Source organism: Streptomyces sp. FXJ1.172 (assembly GCF_001636945.3).
GTDB lineage: Bacteria > Actinomycetota > Actinomycetes > Streptomycetales > Streptomycetaceae > Streptomyces.
Genome location: NZ_CP119133.2, coordinates 3433607 through 3456305, shown reverse-complemented (window position 1 = coordinate 3456305; position 22699 = coordinate 3433607). Strand labels below are relative to the sequence as shown.

The window sequence follows — 22699 nt, the reverse complement described above, 5'->3', positions numbered from 1 at the left end:
CAACGGCGGAGCACGGGCTGCTGCCCCGACGCTCGTCCCCCGAAACCCGGACCCCGGCATGCGGTTGTCCCCCGCGTGCAGGGACGACCACCCCCAACCCTACCGGCCCTTATGTACGGCAGTCAGTGCTCAGGGGACTCAACGGGGGCCGAAGTGACCAGTTCTGTCAGGACACCGTGGCAATCCTTGGGGTGCAGGAAGGTGATCCGCGACCCCATGGAGCCGGTCCGTGGCTGCTCGTAGAGCACCCGGACGCCCTTGTCGCGGATGGCCGCGGCGTCGCCGTCCACGTCCGCCGTGCCGAAGGCGATGTGATGGACGCCCTCCCCGTTCTTCGCGAGCCACTTGCCGACCGCGGAGTCCTCACGGGTCGGCTCCAGCAGCTGCAGGTAGGAGGCGCCGCCGTCCGAGGTCTCGTTGATCTTGAGCATGGCCTCGCGCACGCCCTGCTCCTCGTTGACCTCGGTGTGGAACACCTCGAAGCCGTACGTCGCCCGGTAGAACTCGACGGTGGCGTCGAGGTCGTGGCAGGCGATCCCGATGTGGTCGATTCGCGTCAGCATGGATTCAGTGCAGCGCTCCTCGCATGGTTACGCAACGTGCGCGCGATCACACCGACGGGCCGGTGACGGCACGGAGTGCCATCAGTACATTCGAAGTAAACCCTCGTTCACTCCTCGGCCGCGCAGGCCGGTAAGGGGATCGCAGCTCATGCCTTCTGGAACGACCAGCTCTGTGATCGTCGCGGGCGCGCGCACGCCCATGGGACGACTCCTGGGCTCCCTCAAGTCCTTCTCCGCGGCCGACCTCGGCGGCCTCGCGATCAAGGCCGCCCTCGACCGTGCGGGGATCGGTGGCGACCAGGTGCAGTACGTGATCATGGGCCAGGTGCTCCAGGCCGGGGCAGGGCAGATCCCGGCGCGCCAGGCCGCGGTCAAGGCCGGTATCCCGATGAACGTCCCGGCGCTCACCGTCAACAAGGTGTGCCTGTCCGGCCTCGACGCCATCGCGCTCGCCGACCAGCTGATCCGCGCCGGCGAGTTCGACATCGTCGTGGCCGGCGGCCAGGAATCCATGACCAACGCCCCGCACCTGCTGCCGAAGTCCCGTGAGGGCTTCAAGTACGGCGCGATCGAGATGCTCGACGCGATGGCCCACGACGGCCTGACCGACCCGTGGGACAACGTCCCGATGGGTGAGTCCACCGAGAGGCACAACACCCGCCTCGGCATCGGCCGCCCCGAGCAGGACGAGATCGCCGCCCTGTCGCACCAGCGGGCCGCCGCCGCGCAGAAGAACGGCGTCTTCGAGGCCGAGATCACCCCGGTCGAGATCCCGCAGCGCAAGGGCGAGCCGGTCGTCTTCAGCAAGGACGAGGGCATCCGCGCCGACACCACCGTGGAGTCCCTGGGCAAACTGCGCCCGGCCTTCGCCAAGGACGGCACGATCACGGCCGGCACCTCCTCGCAGATCTCGGACGGTGCGGCGGCCGTGGTCGTGATGAGCAGGGCCAAGGCCGAGGAGCTGGGCCTGGAGTGGCTCGCCGAGATCGGCGCCCACGGCAATGTGGCCGGCCCGGACAACTCGCTGCAGTCCCAGCCGTCCAACGCCATCCAGCACGCCCTGAAGAAGGAGGGCCTGGACGTCGCCGACCTCGACCTCGTCGAGATCAACGAGGCCTTCGCCGCCGTCGCCGTGCAGTCAATGAAGGACCTCGGCGTGTCCACGGAAAAGGTGAACGTCAACGGCGGCGCCATCGCGCTGGGCCACCCGATCGGTATGTCCGGCGCCCGTCTCGTGCTCCACCTGGCGCTCGAGCTCAAGCGGCGCGGCGGCGGGGTCGGCGCGGCCGCGCTGTGCGGTGGCGGCGGCCAGGGTGACGCGCTGATCGTGCGGGTACCGAAGGCCTGAGCAGTACTTTCTCCCGAGTGAACGGAGCTGTTTGATGCAGGACGTCTCCTCTCTGGTGGCCCAGGCCAGGGAAGGCCGGCCGCGTGCCGTGGCCCGGCTGATCTCCCTGGTGGAGGGGGCGTCCCCGCAGCTCAGGGAGGTCATGGCGGCGCTGGCGCCGCTGACCGGCAACGCCTACGTGGTGGGCCTGACCGGCTCGCCCGGCGTCGGCAAGTCCACCTCGACCTCCGCACTCGTGACGGCGTACCGCAGGCAGGGCAAGCGGGTCGGCGTCCTGGCCGTCGACCCGTCGTCGCCGTTCTCCGGCGGCGCCCTGCTCGGCGACCGGGTGCGGATGTCGGACCACGCCTCGGATCCCGGGGTCTACATCCGCTCGATGGCCACCCGTGGCCACCTGGGCGGCCTCGCCTGGGCGGCGCCCCAGGCCATCCGGGTCCTCGACGCGGCCGGCTGCGACGTGATCCTGGTCGAGACGGTGGGCGTCGGCCAGTCGGAGGTGGAGATCGCCTCCCAGGCGGACACGTCCGTCGTCCTGCTGGCGCCCGGCATGGGCGACGGCATCCAGGCGGCCAAGGCGGGCATCCTGGAGATCGGCGACGTCTACGTGGTCAACAAGGCCGACCGGGACGGGGCGGACGCCACGGCCCGCGAGCTGAACCACATGCTGGGCCTCGGCGAGGCCCGCGGACCCGGCGACTGGCGCCCGCCGATCGTGAAGACGGTCGCGGCCCGCGCCGAAGGCGTCGACGAGGTCGTGGAGGCCCTGGAGAAGCACCGTGCGTGGATGGAGGAGCGCGGTGTGCTCGCCGAGCGCCGCCGGGCCCGCGCGGCCCGCGAGGTGGAGACCATCGCGGTGACGGCCCTGCGCGAGCGCATCGGCGACCTCCACGGCGACCGCCGGCTCAGTGCGCTCGCGGAGCGCATCGTCGCGGGCGAACTGGACCCGTACCGTGCGGCGGACGAGCTGGTGGCCGGCCTGACACAGGGCTGAGCCCGGTCAACTCCCGCTCGGCACCGACGGCTTGATCCGCCTTGATCCACCTGTTCCTCGCCCCGCCGGGGAACTGCTCCCCGTCCGGCCCGGCACTGGTCGGCGTGGCGGCCGCGGCGGGCCCGGCCCCCGGCCCGGCCTGTGGACCCGCAATGGGGCCATGGCGCCCGCACACGGGCGGGCGCCTGGCTGAACACAGGGGTGAACGCGGGTGGTTCGGGAAGAGCGCCGGTGACGGGCCGGCTGGGCGGCCGACGGGCCTGCTGAGCGGCCGAGTGCCACCGGGCGCGTCAAGGACGCCCGCGCTGCCCCCGCAGATGCTCGGCGATCGGCTTCAGCGCCTTGTCCAGCTCCGTCAGTGCGTCCGGCGACAGCAGATCGATGAAGTGGCGTCGCACGGAGGCGACATGGTGGGGTGCCACCTTCTTCATCGTCTCCATGCCGTGGTCGGTCAGCACCGCGTACAGCCCCCGCCGGTCGGACTCGCAGTTCTCGCGGCGCACCAGATTCGCGTTCTCCATGCGCGTGATCTGGTGCGAGAGCCGGCTCTTGGACTGCAGTGTCGCGGAGGCGAGGTCGCTCATCCGCATGCGTACGTCGTCGGACTCGGACAGATTCACGAGAATCTCGTAGTCGTTCATCGTCAGGCCGAACGGCTGCAGATCCTTCTCCAGCTGGTACGTCAACAGCCTGTTGACCTCCAGGTGGGTGCGCCAGGCGCACTGCTCCGCATCGGTCAGCCAGCGCGTGGCCGTTTCGGTCTCCATGAATGAAGTCTACCTAAGAAGTTGAATGGCGTACTACTTCGGGTGGTGTGACTGTGCGCACGCGTTCGACGTCACACTCCGCAGACTACCGCTCACAGCCCGAAGCGACGCTGGAGGTCCCCCAGCTGTCCGGGAAGGCGCGGTGCACCCGACGATTGCGGACCGTGTCCGTCCGGCCCCGCAGTGCCACCGCCCGGCACGCCCGGTTCGGACGGAACGACCCCTGTCGCAGCCTCGTCCATGAGGGCCTCCGACGACTGCAGCAGGACCGTCCCGGCGCCCACGAACTCGAGCTGGTGCTCCTCGCCGGACACCCCGCCGAAGCCCGTCATCGCACGTAGACCGCCCAGTACACCCGCCAGATACCCGTGGTCGTAGTGATGGCACGGCGACGGGCAGTCGGCCCACCCGACGAGCGCCTGCGGGTCGACCCGGATCGGAGGTTCCATGAACACCACCGGGCCGTTAGATGCGGCGACAAACTTTCCGGTTCCGATAAGGGTCAGAAAACCCGGCACGATCGACTGCTTGAGCGCGAGACTTGGCTGAAAAGCGAGCAGGTTGCCCGCGCGAATGGTCAAGTTCCCGTCGTCCAGGTCATAGGAATTGACGTCGAAGGCCCGGTCGGCGAGCAGCATCTTGCCCGAGCCCTGTGCCACGACCCAGTCGCTCGCGTGCAGTGGCGAATGGAATGCGGTACGGACAATTCGGTCGAGTCGGCCGTGCCCGATCCCGTTGAACTCGATCGCCCCGTAGTAGGCGATCATCTTCCCCTTCTGCAGGAACCACTGCCCGCTCTTCAGCTCGACGCAGAACGTGTACGGGTTCACGTTGTCGTCCGCGGGCAGCGTCAGCGGGTCGTACACGGCCGGTCCGGCCGGTCCGCCGGGCCCCGCGCCCGGAGTTCCGTAGGTGCTCACAGCTTCTCCTCCGACGCCTGGACGAACACCGTGCCGCTGCCGCTCAGCTCCAGCTGGAAGGCTTCGCCGGAGCCGCGGCCCACCATCTCGCGCCAGCCGAGCGCGGCGGACAGCTTGTTGCGGACGTCCCCGTGGTGGGCGACGTACGCCTGCGGGTCGACATGGACCGGGCGCTGCGGGGTGATGGGGACCTCGAAGACGCCGCCGTGCGCCATCACGGCGACCGAGCCCTGCCCCTGGAGGGTGGTGGTGAACAGGCCCTGGCCGGTGACCTGGCCCCGGACCAGGCCCATCACCCCGCCCTGCGAGCCCATGAACATCGTGCCCTGGCGCAGCGTGCCCTCGAAGGCGAGCAGCCGGTCCGCCTCCACGTACAGGGTGTCGCCGGTGAGGTGGATGACGTGCACGTGGTGGCCGCCGTGCCCGAAGAAGACCGTGCCGCTGCCCTCGACCGTCATCAGCGGGGTCGCCTCGCCCGCCACCCGGCGCCCGATCATGGACATCAGCCCGCCCTGGCCGCCCTGGATGCTGGGCGTGAAGGACACGTCCCCCTTGTAGGCGAGCATCGCCCCGCGCTGGCTGTACAGCCGCTGCCCCGGCACCACGGTCGCCTCGACCATCTTGGAGTTGATCTCCCGGAACGCCATCTCTACAGATCCCCCGCGATCGTGTTCCGCTCGCTCGGCTGCACATAGACCAGTCCGTCGCCCTCGAACCGGATCTGGAAGGCCTCGCCGCCGCCCTCCCCGAGGAACGTGCGGAACGTCACACCGGACTGGAAGGACTGCCGGACGTCGCCCTGGTGGGCGACATAGGCACCCGGGTCCACGATCAGCGGGTACTGCGGGCTGACCCGGAGCACCACCGCCGGCCCGTCGGACAGCAGCGCAGCCTGTCCGTGGCCCTCGACCGTCGTCGTGAACAGCCCGTTGCCCTGCGAGGCGCCCCGCAGCCCCGTGAAGGTCGTCCCGGTGCGCAGCCCGGCGTCCGTCGCGAGCAGATTGCTCGACTCCACGTACAGCTTGTCGCCCGTCAGGCTCACCAGGTTGATCTCCGAGGCGCGGTCCGCGAACCAGCACGTCCCGTGCCCCTTCACCTCCATCACCGTCATCTGCTCGCCGGTGAGCCTGCGCGTCACCATCCCGCGCAGGCCCTCGCCGCCGCCGGTCAGCTTCTTGAAGGCCATCTGCCCGTCGTACGCGACCATCGAGCCGTTCTTCGCCTTCACGGCGTCCCCGGTCATGTCGACGGCGAGCACCTTGCTGCCTTGAAGTCGGAACATCGCCACGCAGCGAAAGTAGCGGCGGCGCGGGTGGACGGAACAGGGCCCCTGGGTGGACACCGACCCTGAGCGGACCCCTAGGGCAGCCGTTTGCCACAATGGCTGAACGTTTGTGCTTGCGTTCACAAACCGTCGACGACTCTCCCACCGAAGGTGACCTGTGGACATCAAGACCGCCACCGCCCTCCGCCGTCTCCGCCTGGTCTCGGCCCCGGAAGCCGTGTCCTTCCTGATCCTCCTCGTCTGCTCGGTGCTCAAGCGGACCACGGACTTCAACGCGGTCCCCGTCATGGGCGCGATCCACGGCGTCCTCTTCGTCCTGTACGTGATCTTCTGGGCGGACGCCTGGAACCGCACCAAGTGGCCGCTGAAGACCGCCGCGTTCTACTTCGTCCTGTCCGTGCTGCCCACCGGCGGCTTCTTCGCCGAGCGCAAGCTCAAGCGCGCCGCCGAGGACGAGGTCATCGCCGCCCGCGCCCGCAAGGAAGGCGTCGTGAACGCATGATCGTCGCCTTCTCCGTGACGCCCCTCGGTGTCGGCGAGGACGTGGGGGAGTACGTCGCCGACGCCGTCCGCGTGGTGCGCGAGTCGGGGCTGCCCAACCGTACCGACGCGATGTTCACCTCGGTCGAGGGCGAGTGGGACGAGGTCATGGACGTCGTCAAGCGCGCCGTCGCCGCCGTGGAGGAGCGCGCCCCGCGCGTGTCGCTCGTCCTCAAGGCCGACATCCGCCCCGGTGTGACCGACGGACTGACCTCCAAGGTCGAGACCGTCGAACGGCACCTGGCCGGCTAGCTGGCACCCTCGTTTGGAGCGCTCGCCCACAGCGTTGTACTTTCCCCTGTCGATGCTTTGATCGATCATTCAGAGCACGTTCTGACCTGGGGGAACAACATGGGTCTCGGTATAGAGACACACATCCGCGCCGACCTCGACACGCTGTGGGCGCGCACCCAGGACCCCGAGGCCCACCGGCGCTGGGACCTCCGCTTCACCGCGATCGAGGAGCTGCCGGGCGCGGAGGGCGAGCCCCGGCGGTTCACCTGCACCGCGCGCGTGCTGCCGTTCCTCACCGTGTCCGGCACCGGGTACGCGGCGGACGACACGGACCGCCCCGACGGCACCCGCACCTCCGCCGTGCGCTTCTCCTCCCCGCACCCGCTGTCCCTGATCGCCGAGGCGAGCGGCTACTGGCGTTACGTGCCCGACGCCGACGGCGTCCGCCTGCTCACCGGCTTCGACTACCGCCCCCGCTGGGGCGCCTTCGGCGCGGTCGCCGACCGGGTGCTGTTCCGGCCGCTGACCGGCTGGGCGACCGCCTGGTCCCTCGACCGGCTGCGGCTGTGGCTGGAGCGGGGCATCACCCCCGAGCGGGCCCTGGCCAACTGGGCCGCGGAACTGGTGGTCCGTGCGCTGCTCCTCACGGTGTGCCTGACCGGCCTTGGGCTGGAGCCGCTGCTGCGGCTGTCCGGCCCGTTCGCGGACGCCGTGGCGTATCTGTGTCCGCTGCTGCTGGTCGTCGCGATCTCGCTCGCCCTCTTCAAGGCGCCGCTCGGCTGTACGCCCGCGGCGCGCAGGTGCCCGCGGGAGTGTGCCGGTGAGGCCCGGGCACCCCGGGTGCTGCGCATGCTCGAGCAGCACGGGTGACGATCCGGGTTCAGCCTCCGCAGGCCAGCGCGACGCCCAACGGCGTCCGCTCGTACAGCACCTGATGGCCGTACCTGCGCGCCGTGAGCAGCCCCGCGTCCCGCAGCACCGTCAGGTGGGACGACACCGAGGACGGGGCGAGCCGCAGCCGGTGGGCCAGGGCGGTGGTCGTCGCGGGCTCGGCCAGAGCCGTCAGGACGGCCGCCCGGTTGCGTCCCAGGACCCGCACCAGAGCCTCGGGCGCCCGCTCGACCGGGTCGGTCCACAAGCCGCCCAGCCTCCGCGCCGGATAGACCAGCGTCGGCTGCCACGGCGGCTCGAAACCGGTGATCACGTCGGGCCAGGAGAACACGCTCGGCATCAGGACCAGGCCCTGCCCGGCGAGGTCGCGGGCGTACTCCACCCGCAGGGCCAGCGTGAGCGTGCGGCCGTCCCAGGACAGCCTCGGGTCCAGTTCCGGCAGCAGCGTGCCGAGGCCCACCTCGGCGAGCCGGCGCGAGTGGTGCGCCACGTCCGCCTCCAGCAGGGCCCGCAGCCGGGGCCAGTCCGGCTCGATCAGCGCCCGCCAGGCCTCCTCCACGGCGTCCGCCAGCTCCGCGATCATCCGCGCCGGATCCGCCAGCCAGGCCCGGCCCCGCGGCGACTGCAGTGCACCCGGCGTGCAGGCCAGCGAGAGCGCGGTGTCCTCGCGGGCCGCCTGCGGGTCCGAGGCCCGTACGGCCGCGATCTCCTCCTCGAACGTGGCGGCCGGTCCGATCGGCGGCGGCCCGAGCCAGTCCGGGGAGTGGCCCCGGCGGGGCATCAGCAGCCACAGGGGCGCCAGGTCCAGCCCGGCCGCCGCCGCGCGGATCCGGCGCAGCCAGGGCGCGTGATAGCCGTGCCGGTCGGGCCGCTTCAGGGTGCGTACCGCCTCCTGGGTCTCCCACATCGGCGAGATCGCGAACCGGCAGCGCAGGAAGTCCTCGTCGCCGAAGTGCAGACGTGACGGCACGGGCACCTCCTCCGCAAGACCGGGTAAGTTTCGGACGGAGCCGAAACTCTACGGCCCCCGACCGCCTCCCGGGCACGCTGCGGGCATGTCCGCACCACCGCAGACGGCCTCGGCGCCCGCCGGATACGGCCGTGTCTTCGCCGTGCCCGAGTTCCGGGCCGTCTTCGCCGCTCATGTGCTGTCGATGCTCGGCGTGATCGTCAGCGAGATCGCGCTGTCCGTCCTCGTCTACGACCTCACCCGCTCACCCCTGCTCAGCGCGCTCACCTTCGCCCTGGGCTTCCTGCCGTACGCCGTCGGCGGCGCCCTGCTCGCCCCCGTCGCCGACCGCTTCCCGCCGCGGCGGGTGCTCGTCGCCTGCGATCTGGTGTGCGCGGGCTGCGTGGCCGCGATGACCGTCCCGGGTGCCGGCACCGGCCTGCTGCTCGCGCTGCGCTGCGCCCTCGCCGTCGTGTCCCCGGTGTTCGCCGGCACCCGCATGGCCACCCTCGCCGACGTCCTCGGCGACGGCGACCTGTTCGTGCTCGGCCGCTCCCTGCTGCGGATCGTCGCCCAGAGCGCCCTGCTCGTCGGCTACGGCCTCGGCGGGCTGCTCCTCACGGTCGTCCCGCCCCGCCAGGCCCTGCTCGTCACCGTCACCACCTTTCTCGCCTCGGCTGCCCTGTTGCGCTGCGGCACCCGGCCCCGCCCCGCCCGCACCCGTGACCGCGGGGACGCCCCGCCCGGTGCGCGCCGGCCGGCCGGGGACCGCCGGATCCGTGTCCTGCTGCTCGTCTTCTGGCTGCCGGCGGCCTTCTCCGTCGTCCCCGAGGCGCTCGCCGCGCCGTACGCCGACGTCCTCGGCGCCGGTTCCGGCGGCCTCGGGCTGCTGATGTGCGCCCTGCCCGTCGGCACGGTCGCCGGTGAGCTGTTCGCCGGGGCGCGGCTGCGGCCCGCGGCCCGGGAACGCGTCGCGCTCCCACTGCTGTGCCTGACCCTGCTGCCCTACCTCGGCTTCGCCCTGCGTCCCGGGCTCGTCGCGTCCCTGCTGCTCCTGCTGGTGTCCGGGGCGGGGTCGGCGTACACCCTGGGCCTCGACCAGTGGTTCGTGCGGGCCGTGCCGCAGGAGCTGCGCGGGCGGGCCATGACCGTGCTCAGCGCGGGGCTGATGACCGTCCAGGGCGTGGGCATGGCGCTGGCCGGGGTGGCGGCGCAGGCGGTCGGGGTACGGGCCGCGGTGACGGGGGCCGGCGCGCTCGGTGCGCTGTGCTGCTGCGGGCTCGCGCTGGCGGTCCGGGCGACCGATGGCCGAGACGGGGCTGCCCGCAATATGACCGGCCGGTAGGGTCTGATGACGTGCCGAAGCCACTGAGCCTCCCCTTCGACCCCATCGCCCGAGCCGACGAACTCTGGAAGCAGCGCTGGGGAAACGTGCCGTCCATGGCCGCGATCACCTCGATCATGCGAGCCCAGCAGATCCTGCTCGCCGAGGTGGACGCGGTGGTCAAGCCGTACGGACTGACGTTCGCGCGCTATGAGGCCCTGGTGCTGCTCACCTTCTCCAAGGCCGGGGAACTGCCGATGTCCAAGATCGGTGAGCGGCTCATGGTGCATCCCACGTCCGTGACGAACACCGTGGACCGGCTGGTGAAGTCCGGTCTGGTGGCCAAGCGGCCCAATCCCAACGACGGCCGCGGCACCCTCGCCGTGATCACCGACAAGGGCCGCGAGGTGGTCGACGCGGCCACCCGCGACCTGATGGCCATGGACTTCGGGCTCGGGGTGTACGACGCGGAGGAGTGCGCGGAGATCTTCGCGATGTTCCGTCCGCTGCGGATCGCGGCCCACGATTTCGACGACGACTGAGGCCGGGGCCGACCCCGGCCAAGATCTCCCGGAACGGGTGGTTACGCTCGACTCCATGAAGAAGAGCGTGCTGACCCGCTACCGCGTCATGGCCTACACCACCGGTGTCCTGCTGGTGCTGCTGTGCCTGAGCATGATCGCGAAGTACGGGCTGGACATCAGCGGTGCCGCCGACGTCACGCGCGTCGTGGCCATCGCCCACGGCTGGCTGTACGTCGTCTACCTCGTCGTCGCCTTCGACCTGGGCTCCAAGGCGAAGATGCCGGTCGGCCGGCAGCTGTGGGTGCTGCTCGCGGGCACGATTCCCACGGCCGCCTTCTTCGTCGAGCGCAGGATCAGCCGCGAGCTGGAGGCCAAGGTCACCGACCCGGCGCCGGCCGTCGCCAAGGCCTAGGCCCGGCCCTCGCCCCCTCGCCTCCACCGCCGTACGAGCGTCGTGCGGCGGTCGCCCATCGACATTTACTAGGACGTCCAAGTAAATTCGTGGGTATGGACGCTCACGCCATCGAGGAGGGCCGCCGGCGCTGGCAGGCCCGCTACGACGCCGCGCGCAAGCGCGACGCTGACTTCACCACGCTCTCCGGCGACCCCGTGGAGCCGGTGTACGGGCCCCGACCGGGCGACACGTACGAGGGATTCGAGCGGATCGGCTGGCCCGGGGAGTACCCCTTCACCCGCGGCCTCCATCCGACCGGATACCGCGGGCGTACCTGGACGATCCGGCAGTTCGCCGGGTTCGGCAACGCCGAGCAGACCAACGAGCGGTACAAGATGATCCTGGCCGCCGGCGGCGGCGGGCTGTCCGTGGCCTTCGACATGCCGACGCTGATGGGCCGCGACTCCGACGACCCGCGCTCGCTCGGCGAGGTCGGGCACTGCGGGGTCGCCATCGACTCCGCCGCCGACATGGAGGTCCTGTTCAAGGACATCCCGCTCGGCGACGTCACCACCTCCATGACCATCAGCGGGCCCGCCGTGCCCGTCTTCTGCATGTACCTGGTCGCCGCCGAGCGCCAGGGCGTGGACCCGTCGGTCCTCAACGGCACGCTCCAGACCGACATCTTCAAGGAGTACATCGCGCAGAAGGAGTGGCTCTTCCAGCCCGAGCCCCATCTGCGCCTCATCGGCGACCTGATGGAGTACTGCGCGGCCGGCATCCCCGCCTACAAGCCGCTGTCCGTCTCCGGCTACCACATCCGCGAGGCGGGCGCGACGGCCGCGCAGGAGCTGGCGTACACGCTCGCGGACGGCTTCGGGTACGTGGAGCTGGGGCTCAGCCGCGGCCTGGACGTCGACGTGTTCGCGCCCGGCCTCTCCTTCTTCTTCGACGCGCACGTCGACTTCTTCGAGGAGATCGCCAAGTTCCGTGCCGCGCGCCGCATTTGGGCCCGCTGGATGCGGGACGTGTACGGCGCGCGGAGCGACAAGGCGCAGTGGCTGCGGTTCCACACGCAGACCGCCGGTGTCTCGCTGACCGCGCAGCAGCCGTACAACAACGTGGTGCGCACGGCCGTGGAGGCGCTGGCCGCCGTGCTCGGCGGGACCAACTCGCTGCACACCAACGCGCTCGACGAGACCCTCGCGCTGCCCAGCGAGCAGGCGGCCGAGATCGCGCTGCGCACCCAGCAGGTGCTGATGGAGGAGACCGGCGTGGCCAATGTGGCCGACCCGCTGGGCGGTGCGTGGTACGTCGAGCAGCTGACCGACCGGATCGAGGCCGACGCCGAGAAGATCTTCGAGCAGATAAAGGAGCGCGGCCTCAGGGCCCATCCGGACGGGCGGCACCCCATCGGGCCCGTCACCTCCGGCATCCTGCGCGGGATCGAGGACGGCTGGTTCACCGGTGAGATCGCCGAGTCCGCCTTCCGCTACCAGCAGTCCCTGGAGAAGGGCGACAAGAAGGTCGTGGGCGTCAACGTCCACACCGGCTCGGTCACCGGGGACCTGGAGATCCTGCGGGTCAGCCACGAGGTGGAGCGCGAGCAGGTGCGGGTGCTCGGCGCGCGCAAGGACGCCCGGGACGAAGACGCGGTGCGCCGCGCGCTGGACGCCATGCTGGCCGCCGCGCGGGACGGCTCGAACATGATCGAGCCGATGCTGGACGCCGTACGCGCCGAGGCGACGCTGGGCGAGATCTGCGGGGTGCTGCGCGACGAGTGGGGGGTGTACACGGAGCCGGCGGGCTTCTGAGCGGGCTCAGGCGGACGAGGCCAGCCCACCGATCAGGACGCGCGTGAAACTGCGCACCCACTCCTCGTCCGCCGCCTTGCCGCTCACCAGGGTGCGGTGCACCACCGCGCCCGCCACCACGTCGAAGATGAGGTCCACCGTGCGGGCGGCCTCCTGCGGATCGGGTTCCGGCGGGAGTTCGCCGCGCTTCTGCGCCCGCGCCCGGCCCTGCAGGACCAGGCGCATCTGACGCTCCACGATGGAGGAGCGGATGCGCTCGCGCAGCGCGTCGTCGCGGGTGGCCTCGGCGACCACCGCCATCAGGCCGCTCTTGGCCTCCGGGCGGGCGAGGATCGCCGCGAACTGCAGGACGACACCCTCGATGTCGGCGGCCAGGCTGCCGCGGTCGGGGAGTTCCAGCTCGTCGAAGAGTTCCGCCACCGCGTCGACCACGAGTTCGTTCTTGCCGGCCCAGCGGCGGTAGAGGGTCGTCTTCGCAACCCCGGCCCGCGTCGCCACGTCTCCCAGGGTGAGCTTGGACCAGCCCAGCTCCACGAGCGCCTCCCGGGTCGCGGCCAGGATCGCGGTGTCCGCGGCGGCGCTGCGCGGGCGCCCGGTACGGCTGGCGGGGGTGCGGCTCTGCATCCCTTGACCATAACCGGCGGGTCCTGTGGCGTCGTGAGGGAGATCACCGGGGCGTGGTGTCGCGCAGGGCTCCCATGGCATTACGCTACGACTCGTAGCGAAAGCTCGTGAAGGACGTACACGGGCGCGACCAAGAGGCGTGGGGTGGGGACCCCGGCGCCCCGGTGCACGACTTTTTCATTCAGGCGCGGGAACGGGGGAGGATAGACGCATGCAGCCACGGAACATGTCCATGAGCGGCGTCGTCGACCTCGCCGCGGTGAAGGCGGCCCAGGAGGCCAAGGCCAAGGCCGAGCAGACGCGCGCCGAGGCCGCCCGGCAGGGCGGCACGGGGGCCGTCGCCCCGTCCGATCTCGTCATCGACGTCGATGAGGCGGGCTTCGAGAGGGACGTCCTCCAGCGCTCCGCCGAGGTCCCGGTCGTCATCGACTTCTGGGCCGAGTGGTGTCAGCCCTGCAAGCAGCTGAGCCCTGTCCTGGAGCGGCTGGCCCTCGAGTACAACGGGCGCTTCCTGCTCGCCAAGATCGACGTCGACGCCAACCAGATGCTGATGCAGCAGTTCGGGGTGCAGGGCATCCCGGCGGTGTTCGCCGTCGTCGCGGGCCAGGCGCTGCCGCTGTTCCAGGGAGCGGCCGGCGAGGAGCAGATCCGCCAGACCCTCGACCAGCTCGTCCAGGTCGGGGAGCAGCGGTTCGGGCTGACCGGCCTGACCGTCGACCCGGACGCCGAGCCGGGCGGTGCCGCCCTGGCCGCGCCGCAGGCAGGGCCGTACGACGCGACGCTGAACGCCGCCGCCGAGGCCCTGGACGCCGGTGACCTGGCCGGTGCCGTCCAGGCCTACAAGAACGTGCTGGCCGACGACCCGGGCCACCCGGAGGCCAAGCTCGGCCTGGCACAGGCCGAGCTGCTCCAGCGGGTGCAGGGCTTCGACCCGCAGAAGGTGCGTAAGGACGCGGCCGACAAGCCGGCCGACGCCGAGGCGCAGATCGCCGCCGCCGACCTGGATCTGGTGGGCGGTCATGTCGAGGACGCCTTCGGGCGCCTGATCGACACCGTGCGGCGCACGGCGGGTGACGAGCGGGACAAGGTGCGGCTGCGGCTGCTGGAGCTGTTCGAGGTCGTGGGTCCCGAGGACCCGCGTGTGGTCGGGGCGCGCAGGGCGCTGGCGCGGGCGCTGTTCTGACCAGTCACTAAACGCCACGGCTTGTGATGCCGGGGTGAAAGATTTGCCGACGAGACGTCAGGGCGGCCGCGCTTTACCAAATCTTGGTAATCGCCGCTGCTGTTACTCCGAGTAAATCAAGGCCGTTGATCTGTCTGGTTTCGTCCAGGGATCAACGGCTTTGCTCTGCCTAGGGATGCGACCGAGCGTTGCGCTCCGAGACCGGCGGGTCGTCCTTCGGTTATCCGGCCGTTACTACCCAGTAACGAAGCCCCTTGTGTCAGGGCCGAGAATGCACCACGATCGGCGACGCTCGGTCCAATTCCGCACCCCGGCACCCGGTCGGGTCACGGGAGACTCTGGGTCCCCACCGAGCAGAACCGGCGGCAGTGGCGCCGGTTCTTGGGCAGGGGGGTCTTCGCCGGCCGGCGAAGCCTGTCCAGCAAGGTTGTGCGTGATGCGTGTCAGGCGCGACCAGTGGTTGTCGCTCGGGGGTGATCGCCGGTGATTCGGGCGCGATTCGTGCCTCCGACGCAGGCGCTCCCCTTCCGAGGACGTAGCACTTCTCCCATCCCTGTCCGGCCGGGCCGTTCACCGCGGCGCTCCCGGGCCAGGAGATGTACGTCCGAGAAGGAGGAAATATGGAGTCCCAGGTGCGTGGCGGGACCAGATGGAAGCGGTTCGCTGTGGTCATGGTGCCCAGCGTGGCCGCCACGGCGTGCATAGGTGTCGCGCTCGCGCAGGGCGCTCTCGCCGCCTCGTTCAGCGTGTCCGGCCAGTCGTTCAAGGTGTCCGCCGACCAGCTCGTGGGCACCGGCTTCGAGCAGTACGGCGCCATCGACAACGGCTACACGCTGGACGGCCAGAAGACGGCCCACCCGGTGGCCGTCTCGGCGTTCAAGCACGCCGAGATCACCAACCTGTGCCAGTCCGTGGTCACGCCGAACGTGCCGTTCTTCGGCAACGTCAGCCTCATCCTGCGGGCCGGCGGCGCGGGTCACGACAAGGTCCAGGCCGACAACATCTACATCGATGTCGCCGACCTGAACGCCGACGCGACCTTCAACAACATCGACATCGGTGTGGCCGCCAAGGACGCCGGCAAGGGTCCGGGCATCAAGAGCGGTGAGCAGACGAACCCGTACGGCTTCGCCCAGCAGGCCGACTCGGCCACGCTGGACAACGTGAAGCAGACGGCGTGGGCGACCACCGCCGGCACCTTCAAGCTCAGCGGCCTTCACATGTCGCTGTCCACGGGTGTCAAGGAGTGCTACTAAGCACTCGGTAGCGGGCGGGGGAGCCGGTGGCGCCCCCGCCCGTCCACTCTCCGGCCGCACTTCACACGCGGCACACATCACCACCACAGCAACGCCGCACCAGGGAGCTGTTTTCCATGAGCGCCGAGACTTCTGCCGCCGCACCCGGCCAGTTCACCCGCCGACGGCTGCAGTTCCGCGCCTGGCGGGGCACCCGTCCGTTCTGGGCCGGGCTGTTCGTCTTGCTCGGCGGCTTTCCGATCATGTACTTCCCGTACGCCCACCTCCAGCTCGGGCATCTGACGCTGGCGATGGCGACGACCGCGGGAGCCGGATCCCTGATCATCGGCGTGCTGCTGATCGTCCTGGGCATCAGCCTCTGGTTCCAGAAGCACGTACGGGTCTTCGCGGGAGTCGCCGCGATCCTGCTGGCGCTGGTGTCCATCCCCGTGTCCAACTTCGGCGGCTTCGTCCTGGGCTTCCTCTTCGCCCTCATCGGCGGAGCGATGGCCGTGGCCTGGGCGCCGGGCGCGCCGCCGCAGCCGCAGCCGCCGGCCGAGGCGGCCCCGGGTGAGGGCGGTGCCCCGCAGACCGCGCCGCTGCCCGAGCAGGGCGTGGACCAGAGCCCCGCCGAGGCGTACCAGGGGTTCGGGGAGAACGACCTGTCAGGAACGAGCCCGGCGAACGGGGCGAACGGGAGGCACAGTGCCGGCTGACGAGGTGACCCGCGAGACCGAGGTGGACGGGTCCCGCGCGAGAACCGGGCCCCGCCACGCGGCACCCCGGAAGCCGCTGTTCACCAGGTTCCACATGCCGGCCGGCAAGGCGATCGCCTCCGTGGCGATGCCGACCGCGGTCCTGATGGGCATGGGCTTCACGTCAACCCTGGCGCTCGCCGACAGCGGCGGCAGCCCGTCCCCGTCGACCACGTCCAAGAGCCTGACGGCCGACGAGTACAAGAACTGCGTCAAGGCGCTGGACGGCTCCAAGGGCGCCTCGGCGTCGCCGTCGCCCTCCGCCTCGGCGAGCAAGTCCGCGGACTCGGCCACGCCGACTCCCTCGGCGAGCGACAGCGCCAAGGACACCACGTCCGGCGGCTCGGGCAAGACCTCTTCGCCGGATTCAGGTTCCGGCGGCAAGGCCGCGCCGACGCCGACGGCGACGTCCGCCCCCTCGGGCTCGGGCTCCGGCTCGGGATCGTCGGGTTCGTCCGGCGGCACGGCCACGCCCACGCCCACACCGTCGGCGTCCAAGAGCAGCGGTGGTCTGCTGGACACCATCGGCAACACGCTCGGCGGCATCCTCACCGGCGGGAGCAGCGACTCCGCATCCCCGTCCGCGAGCCCGACGCCGTCCGCGAGCGCGTCCTCGGCCCCGGCATCCCCGTCGGCCTCGTCGTCGTCCGGTTCCAAGGTCTCCGACACCGTCTCCAACGCCGGCAAGGCGATCGGCGACACGGTCAAGAAGACCACCGACACCGTCAAGAAGACCACCGACTCGGTCTCCAAGACGGCGCAGGACACGGTCAAGGCGGCCGCGTCGGCGGCGCCCAGCCCGTCGGCGAGTTCCAGCGCCTCGACGGCGAACTGCCCGGCGGCCACGACCGACCAGAGCGGCGTGGACAACAAGGTGCCGGTGGCGGACGACCCCTGGTACCTCGACGCCAGCTCGCTGCTGCTCAAGGGCGCCGACTACCAGGGCATCGTGGAGGTGAAGACGGCCTCCGGCACCACCAAGAAGGTGCTGAAGTACGTCATCTCCGACGGCACGGACATCGGGGACCTGCACCAGACGGTGAAGGACAAGCTCTCCGGCAAGACCTACCACGTGCAGGCGGCGGGCGGCTCGACGTCCACCATCCGGGGCGGCGCCACCACGATGTACACCGAGAGCATCTCGGGCAACCTCTTCGGCCTGATCCCGATGAAGTTCACGCCCGACAGCCCGCCCCCGCTGAACCTTCCGCTGATCTACTTCACCAACGTGAAGGTGGTCCAGGCCGCCCAGTTCGGCGGCAACCTGCACGTGCCCGGGATGCACGTCTACACGACCGACAACTGACCGGTCCCACAAGCCCGTTCGGGAGCCGCACACAGCTGAGGGCGCCCCCTGGTCCCAGGGGGCGCCCTCAGCGCCGTACAGGCCCCTTGCGGGGCCCGCCGGCCGGTCCGCTCAGCTGCCCTGTGCGCTCAGGTGGTGGACGCGGAGCATGTTGGTGGTGCCGGGGACGCCGGGGGGCGAGCCGGCGGTGATGATCACCGTGTCGCCCGCGTCGAAGCGGCCGAGCCTTGCGACCTCCTGGTCCACCAGGTCGACCATCTCGTCGGTGGTGCTCACGAACGGCACCACGTGCGACTCCACTCCCCAGCTCAGGGTGAGCTGGTTGCGGGTGCCCTCGTCCGTGGTGAACGCGATGATCGGCTGGGTCGCGCGGTAGCGGGAGAGCCGGCGCGCGGTGTCACCGGACTGGGTGAAGGCGATCAGGCCCCGGCCGCCGAGGAAGTCGGCGATCTCGCAGGCGGCGCGGGCCACCGAACCGCCTTGCGTACGCGGCTTCTTGCCCGGCACGAGCGGCTGCAGCCCCTTGGAGAGCAGCTCTTCCTCGGCCGCCTTGACGATCTTCGACATCGTCTTGACCGTCTCGACCGGGTACGCGCCCACGCTGGACTCGGCCGACAGCATGACCGCGTCCGCGCCGTCCAGGATCGCGTTGGCCACGTCGGAGGCCTCGGCGCGGGTCGGGCGGGAGTTGGTGATCATCGACTCCATCATCTGGGTCGCCACGATCACCGGCTTGGCGTTGCGCCGGCACAGCTCGATCAGGCGCTTCTGCACCATGGGGACCTTCTCGAGCGGATACTCGACGGCCAGGTCGCCACGGGCCACCATCACGGCGTCGAACGCCGCGACGACGTCCTCCATGTTCTGCACCGCCTGCGGCTTCTCGACCTTGGCGATGACCGGGACCCGGCGGCCCTCCTCGTCCATGACGCGGTGCACGTCCTGGACGTCCTTGGCGTCCCGGACGAAGGACAGCGCGACCATGTCGCAGCCCATGCGGAGGGCGAAGCGCAGGTCCTCGACGTCCTTCTCGCTCAGCGCGGGCACGTTGACGGCGGCGCCGGGCAGGTTGATGCCCTTGTGGTCGGAGATGACACCGCCCTCGATGACGATCGTCTTGACCCGGGGGCCCTCGACGTCCAGGACCTTCAGCTCGACGTTGCCGTCGTTGATCAGGACCTGGTCGCCGCGCGAGACGTCGCCCGGCAGCCCCTTGTACGTCGTACCGCAGATGCTCTTGTCGCCCGGGACGTCCTCGGTCGTGATGACGAACTCGTCACCGCGCTCGAGTTCGACCGGACCCTCGGCGAAGGTCTCCAGGCGGATCTTCGGGCCCTGCAGGTCGGCGAGGACGCCGATGGCCCGGCCGGTCTCCTTGGACGCGGCCCGGACGCGGTCGTACCGCGCCTGGTGCTCGGCGTGGGTGCCGTGGCTGAAGTTGAACCGGGCCACATTCATGCCCGCCTCGATCATGGCGACGAGCATCTCGTGGGTGTCGACCGCGGGGCCGAGAGTACAGACGATTTTCGAACGGCGCATGGGGCGATCCTATCGGTTTGTTTCGCTACGGAATATTCCGTCTGGCGGAAGATACAAATGAGTGCCCAACCGCTCAGGTGCTATTCAGTTGTTCTTTCCGACCAGTGCATAGGTCTGGGTCGCGATCTCCAGTTCTTCATCCGTCGGCACCACCGCGACCGCGACACGCGCATCCTTCGGCGAGATCAGTCTGGCCCCGTCCGCTCGCACCGCGTTCAGCTCCGGGTCGACCGCCAGGCCCAGCCCCTCCAGGCCCGCGATCGCCGCCTCCCGCACGGGCGCCGCGTTCTCGCCGACCCCGGCCGTGAACGCGACCGCGTCCACCGTGCCGAGGACGGCGTAATAAGCGCCGATGTACTTCTTGAGCCGGTGAATGTAAATGTCGAAGGCGAGCGCGGCCTCTTCGTCACCCTCGTCGACGCGGCGGCGGATCTCCCGCATGTCGTTGTCCCCGCACAGCCCGAACAGGCCGCTCCTCTTGTTGAGGAGAGTGTCGATCTCGTCCATGGACATTCCGCCAACGCGTGCCAAATGGAAGATGACGGCCGGATCCAGATCGCCGGAGCGGGTGCCCATCACGAGCCCTTCCAGCGGCGTCAGCCCCATCGAGGTGTCCACGCACCGGCCCTTCTCGACCGCCGAGGCCGAGGCGCCGTTGCCCAGGTGCAGCACGATCACGTTGACCTCGGACGGGTCCTTGCCCAGCAGCCGCGCGGTGCGGCGCGAGACGTACGCGTGCGAGGTGCCGTGGAAGCCGTAGCGGCGGATGCGGTGGCGGTCGGCGATCTTCGGGTCGATGGCGTAGCGCGCCGCGGACTGGGGCATCGTCGTGTGGAACGCGGTGTCGAAGACGGCGACCTGCGGCAGGTCGGGGCGCAGCGCCCGGGCGGTGCGGATACCGGTGAGGTTGGCCGGGTTGTGCAGCGGGGCGACCGGGATCAGCCGCTCGATCTCGGCGATCACCTCGTCGTCGATGACGGTCGGCTCGGTGAAGAACAGCCCGCCGTGCACCACCCGGTGCCCGATGGCGGCCAGTTCGGGCGAGTCCAGGCCGAGGCCGTCCCGGCCCAGCTCCGCGGCGACCGCCTTCAGCGCGGCGTCGTGGTCGGCGATGGGCCCGGTGTGCTCACGGGTCTCGCCGGTGGAGAGGCAGGTGTGCTTGAGCCGGGAGGTCCGCTCGCCGATGCGCTCCACCAGGCCGACGGCCAGCCGGCCGGCGTCGCTCATGTCGAGCAGCTGGTACTTCACCGACGAGGAGCCGGAGTTGAGGACGAGGACGCGATGCGCCGCGCGAGTCTCGGTCACGGTGTTCAAAAGCTCTCTGTTCGACTTCAGTTGGCGGGCGTCTGGGCCTGGATCGCCGTGATGGCGACGGTGTTGACGATGTCCTGGACGAGGGCGCCCCGGGACAGGTCGTTGACCGGCTTGCGCAGACCCTGCAGGACCGGGCCGACGGCGATCGCGCCGGCCGAACGCTGCACGGCCTTGTACGTGTTGTTGCCCGTGTTGAGGTCCGGGAAGATCAGCACCGTCGCCTGCCCGGCGACATCGGACTGGGGCAGCTTGGTGGCCGCGACCGACGGCTCCACGGCCGCGTCGTACTGGATCGGCCCCTCGATCTTCAGGTCCGGCCGGCGCGAGCGGGCCAGCTCGGTCGCCTCGCGCACCTTGTCGACGTCGGCGCCCGAGCCGGACGTACCGGTCGAGTACGACAGCATCGCGATCCGCGGCTCCACGCCGAACTGCGCGGCCGTGGCGGCCGACTGGATGGCGATGTCCGCGAGCGCCTGCGCGTCCGGGTCCGGGTTGACCGCGCAGTCGCCGTAGACCAGCACCTTGTCGGCCAGGCACATGAAGAACACCGACGAGACGATGGACGACTCCGGCTTCGTCTTGATGATCTCGAAGGCGGGGCGGATGGTCGCGGCCGTGGAGTGCACGGACCCGGAGACCATGCCGTCGGCCAGGCCCTCCTGGACCATCAGGGTGCCGAAGTAGTTGACGTCGGAGACGACGTCGTAGGCCAGCTCGGCCGTGACGCCCTTGTGGGCGCGCAGCGCCGCGTACTGCTCGGCGAAGGCGTCGCGCAGTTCGGAGGTGGCCGGGTCGATCAGCCGGCTGCCGCCCAGGTCGATGCCGAGGTCGGCGGCCTTCTTGCGGATCTGGTCCTCGGGCCCGAGCAGGGTCAGGTCGCACACGCCCCGGCGCAGCAGCACCTCGGCCGCGTGCAGCACCCGCTCCTCGGTGCCCTCCGGCAGCACGACCCGCCGCTTGTCGGCGCGGGCCTGCTCGAGCAGCTTGTGCTCGAACATCATCGGGGTGACCCGGTCGCTGCTCGGCGCCGAGACCCGGCGGGCCAGCTCGGCGGTGTCGGCGTACCGCTCGAACAGGCCGAGCGCGGTCTCCGCCTTGCGCGGGGTGGCCGCGGTCATCTTCCCCTCCATCGAGAACAGGTGTTCGGCGGTGGGGAAGCTGTTGCCGGACACGGCGAGGACCGGGGTGCCCGGGGCGAGGCGGGCGGCGAGCGTGAGGATCTCCTCGCTCGGCACCTCGTTCAGGGTGAGCAGCACGCCGGCTATCGGCGGGGTGCCGGCGCTGTGCGCGGCCAGCGAGCCGACGACCAGGTCGGCGCGGTCGCCCGGGGTCACGACCAGGCAGCCCGGGGTCAGGGCGCCCAGGAAGTTGGGCAGCATCGCACCGCCGAAGACGAAGCCGAGCGCGTCCCGGGCGAGGCCCGAGTCGTCGCCGAGCAGCACCTTCGCACCGAGGGCGTGGGCGATCTGGGAGACGGTCGGCGCGGACAGCGCGGGCTCGTCCGGGACGACGTAGCAGGGCACCGGCAGCCGGTTCGCGAGCCGCTCGGCGATCTCGTCGCGGTCCTCGCGGGCCACCCGGTTGGCGACCATGGCGAGCACGTCGCAGCCGAGGCCGTCGTAGGCGCGGTAGGCGTTGCGGGTCTCGGCGAGCACGGACTCGGCCGTCTGCCTGCGGCCGCCGACCACCGGGATGACGGAGGCGCCGAACTCGTTGGCGAGGCGGGCGTTCAGGGACAGCTCGTCCGGCAGCTGGGTGTCGGCGAAGTCCGTGCCGAGGACGAGGACGACGTCGTAGTCGCGCGCCACCACGTGGAAGCGGTCGACCAGCGCGGAGACCAGTTCGTCGGTGCCCTGCTCGGCCTGGAGCGCGGACGCCTCGTGGTAGTCCATGCCGTAGACGGTGGCCGGGTCCTGCGAGAGGCGGTAGCGCGACCGGAGCAGTTCGAACAGACGGTCGGGTCCGTCGTGGACGAGCGGGCGGAAGACCCCCACCCGGTCGACCTGCCGGGTCAGCAGCTCCATGACTCCCAGCTCCACGACCTGGCGGCCGTCACCGCGGTCGATCCCGGTCACGTACACGCTGCGCGTCACGCGTCCACTCCGTTCCCTCATGTCATATGTCCGATGTGCCTGCACACCGCCCGGAAGGTCGCATCGGCGGCATAAAAATCGCCCACCGAGGTGAGCAGAACCCTCT

The 22699-nt window shown here is 70.6% G+C and carries 23 protein-coding genes; 13 read left to right on the top strand and 10 right to left on the bottom strand.

What is annotated here, in order from left to right; genetic code table 11:
- Positions 1 to 122: 122 nt before the first annotated feature.
- Positions 123 to 563, bottom strand: coding sequence for a methylmalonyl-CoA epimerase (gene mce, locus A6P39_RS15130; protein WP_067054161.1), 441 nt, complete (start codon positions 561 to 563; stop codon positions 123 to 125).
- Positions 564 to 711: 148 nt separating this feature from the next.
- Between mce and A6P39_RS15125 the strand changes: the two genes are divergently transcribed.
- Both A6P39_RS15125 and meaB read left to right on the top strand, forming a co-directional pair.
- Entirely contained in the window at positions 712 to 1911 is a 1200-nt protein-coding gene (locus A6P39_RS15125) for an acetyl-CoA C-acetyltransferase (protein WP_067054159.1), read from the top strand.
- Positions 1912 to 1945: 34 nt separating this feature from the next.
- The gene (gene meaB, locus A6P39_RS15120; RefSeq protein ID WP_067054157.1) at positions 1946 to 2902 is read left to right on the top strand and encodes a methylmalonyl Co-A mutase-associated GTPase MeaB; all 957 of its coding nucleotides are present in this window, start codon (positions 1946 to 1948) and stop codon (positions 2900 to 2902) included.
- Positions 2903 to 3192: 290 nt separating this feature from the next.
- On the opposite strand, the gene A6P39_RS15115 is transcribed toward meaB, so the two are convergent.
- The 4 genes from A6P39_RS15115 to A6P39_RS15100 form a co-directional block, all read right to left on the bottom strand.
- Entirely contained in the window at positions 3193 to 3669 is a 477-nt protein-coding gene (locus A6P39_RS15115; RefSeq protein WP_067054156.1) for a MarR family winged helix-turn-helix transcriptional regulator, read from the bottom strand.
- A 92-nt stretch (positions 3670 to 3761) separates the two neighbouring features.
- Entirely contained in the window at positions 3762 to 4589 is an 828-nt protein-coding gene (locus A6P39_RS15110) for an AIM24 family protein (RefSeq protein WP_067054154.1), read from the bottom strand.
- Positions 4586 to 5236, bottom strand: a complete 651-nt coding sequence (locus A6P39_RS15105) for an AIM24 family protein (protein ID WP_067054152.1) — start codon at positions 5234 to 5236, stop codon at positions 4586 to 4588. Before A6P39_RS15105 ends, A6P39_RS15110 begins: the two co-directional genes overlap by 4 nt.
- A gap of 2 nt (positions 5237 to 5238) precedes the next feature.
- Positions 5239 to 5871, bottom strand: coding sequence for an AIM24 family protein (locus A6P39_RS15100; protein ID WP_067054150.1), 633 nt, complete (start codon positions 5869 to 5871; stop codon positions 5239 to 5241).
- 160 nt (positions 5872 to 6031) lie between these two features.
- On the opposite strand from A6P39_RS15100, the gene A6P39_RS15095 reads away from it, so the two are divergent.
- From A6P39_RS15095 to A6P39_RS15085, 3 genes are all read left to right on the top strand, one after another.
- The gene (locus tag A6P39_RS15095; RefSeq protein WP_067054148.1) at positions 6032 to 6376 is read left to right on the top strand and encodes a DUF3817 domain-containing protein; all 345 of its coding nucleotides are present in this window, start codon (positions 6032 to 6034) and stop codon (positions 6374 to 6376) included.
- Positions 6373 to 6666, top strand: a complete 294-nt coding sequence (locus tag A6P39_RS15090) for an MTH1187 family thiamine-binding protein (protein WP_067054146.1) — start codon at positions 6373 to 6375, stop codon at positions 6664 to 6666. The genes A6P39_RS15095 and A6P39_RS15090 overlap by 4 nt, the downstream gene beginning before the upstream one ends.
- A 99-nt stretch (positions 6667 to 6765) precedes the next feature.
- A complete protein-coding gene (locus A6P39_RS15085; protein WP_067054144.1) occupies positions 6766 to 7518 on the top strand; it encodes an SRPBCC family protein in 753 nt (250 codons plus the stop codon).
- 10 nt (positions 7519 to 7528) lie between these two features.
- On the opposite strand, the gene A6P39_RS15080 is transcribed toward A6P39_RS15085, so the two are convergent.
- Positions 7529 to 8509, bottom strand: coding sequence for an ArsR/SmtB family transcription factor (locus A6P39_RS15080; RefSeq protein ID WP_067054142.1), 981 nt, complete (start codon positions 8507 to 8509; stop codon positions 7529 to 7531).
- 85 nt (positions 8510 to 8594) lie between these two features.
- On the opposite strand from A6P39_RS15080, the gene A6P39_RS15075 reads away from it, so the two are divergent.
- The 4 genes from A6P39_RS15075 to A6P39_RS15060 all read left to right on the top strand — a co-directional run bounded on the left by A6P39_RS15075 (position 8595) and on the right by A6P39_RS15060 (position 12544).
- Positions 8595 to 9833, top strand: coding sequence for an MFS transporter (locus tag A6P39_RS15075; RefSeq protein WP_067054138.1), 1239 nt, complete (start codon positions 8595 to 8597; stop codon positions 9831 to 9833).
- An 11-nt stretch (positions 9834 to 9844) separates the two neighbouring features.
- The gene (locus tag A6P39_RS15070) at positions 9845 to 10354 is read left to right on the top strand and encodes a MarR family winged helix-turn-helix transcriptional regulator (RefSeq protein WP_067054132.1); all 510 of its coding nucleotides are present in this window, start codon (positions 9845 to 9847) and stop codon (positions 10352 to 10354) included.
- Between the two features lie 55 nt (positions 10355 to 10409).
- Positions 10410 to 10748, top strand: a complete 339-nt coding sequence (locus A6P39_RS15065; protein ID WP_067054130.1) for a DUF3817 domain-containing protein — start codon at positions 10410 to 10412, stop codon at positions 10746 to 10748.
- Between the two features lie 95 nt (positions 10749 to 10843).
- Complete coding sequence (locus tag A6P39_RS15060; protein WP_067054127.1) at positions 10844 to 12544, top strand: acyl-CoA mutase large subunit family protein; 1701 nt, start codon at positions 10844 to 10846, stop codon at positions 12542 to 12544.
- 6 nt (positions 12545 to 12550) lie between these two features.
- Here A6P39_RS15060 and A6P39_RS15055 read toward each other — a convergent pair whose 3' ends face one another.
- Complete coding sequence (locus A6P39_RS15055) at positions 12551 to 13168, bottom strand: TetR/AcrR family transcriptional regulator (RefSeq protein ID WP_067054125.1); 618 nt, start codon at positions 13166 to 13168, stop codon at positions 12551 to 12553.
- A 211-nt stretch (positions 13169 to 13379) separates the two neighbouring features.
- Between A6P39_RS15055 and A6P39_RS15050 the strand changes: the two genes are divergently transcribed.
- The 4 genes from A6P39_RS15050 to A6P39_RS15035 all read left to right on the top strand — a co-directional run bounded on the left by A6P39_RS15050 (position 13380) and on the right by A6P39_RS15035 (position 17647).
- The gene (locus A6P39_RS15050; RefSeq protein ID WP_067054123.1) at positions 13380 to 14351 is read left to right on the top strand and encodes a tetratricopeptide repeat protein; all 972 of its coding nucleotides are present in this window, start codon (positions 13380 to 13382) and stop codon (positions 14349 to 14351) included.
- A 620-nt stretch (positions 14352 to 14971) separates the two neighbouring features.
- Positions 14972 to 15607 carry a DUF6230 family protein gene (locus A6P39_RS15045; RefSeq protein ID WP_067054121.1) on the top strand — a complete coding sequence of 212 codons (636 nt, stop codon included), beginning with the start codon at positions 14972 to 14974 and terminating at the stop codon, positions 15605 to 15607.
- A 116-nt stretch (positions 15608 to 15723) separates the two neighbouring features.
- Complete coding sequence (locus A6P39_RS15040) at positions 15724 to 16302, top strand: DUF6114 domain-containing protein (protein WP_067054119.1); 579 nt, start codon at positions 15724 to 15726, stop codon at positions 16300 to 16302.
- Positions 16292 to 17647, top strand: coding sequence for a hypothetical protein (locus tag A6P39_RS15035; RefSeq protein ID WP_199840987.1), 1356 nt, complete (start codon positions 16292 to 16294; stop codon positions 17645 to 17647). The genes A6P39_RS15040 and A6P39_RS15035 overlap by 11 nt, the downstream gene beginning before the upstream one ends.
- Before the next feature lie 111 nt (positions 17648 to 17758).
- Here A6P39_RS15035 and pyk read toward each other — a convergent pair whose 3' ends face one another.
- The 3 genes from pyk to pta all read right to left on the bottom strand — a co-directional run bounded on the left by pyk (position 17759) and on the right by pta (position 22593).
- A complete protein-coding gene (gene pyk, locus A6P39_RS15030) occupies positions 17759 to 19186 on the bottom strand; it encodes a pyruvate kinase (RefSeq protein WP_067054117.1) in 1428 nt (475 codons plus the stop codon).
- A gap of 84 nt (positions 19187 to 19270) precedes the next feature.
- On the bottom strand, positions 19271 to 20491 hold the full coding sequence (locus A6P39_RS15025) for an acetate kinase (RefSeq protein WP_067054365.1): 1221 nt from the start codon (positions 20489 to 20491) through the stop codon (positions 19271 to 19273).
- Positions 20492 to 20517: 26 nt separating this feature from the next.
- On the bottom strand, positions 20518 to 22593 hold the full coding sequence (pta, locus tag A6P39_RS15020) for a phosphate acetyltransferase (RefSeq protein WP_067054115.1): 2076 nt from the start codon (positions 22591 to 22593) through the stop codon (positions 20518 to 20520).
- Between the last annotated feature and the right edge of the window lie 106 nt (positions 22594 to 22699).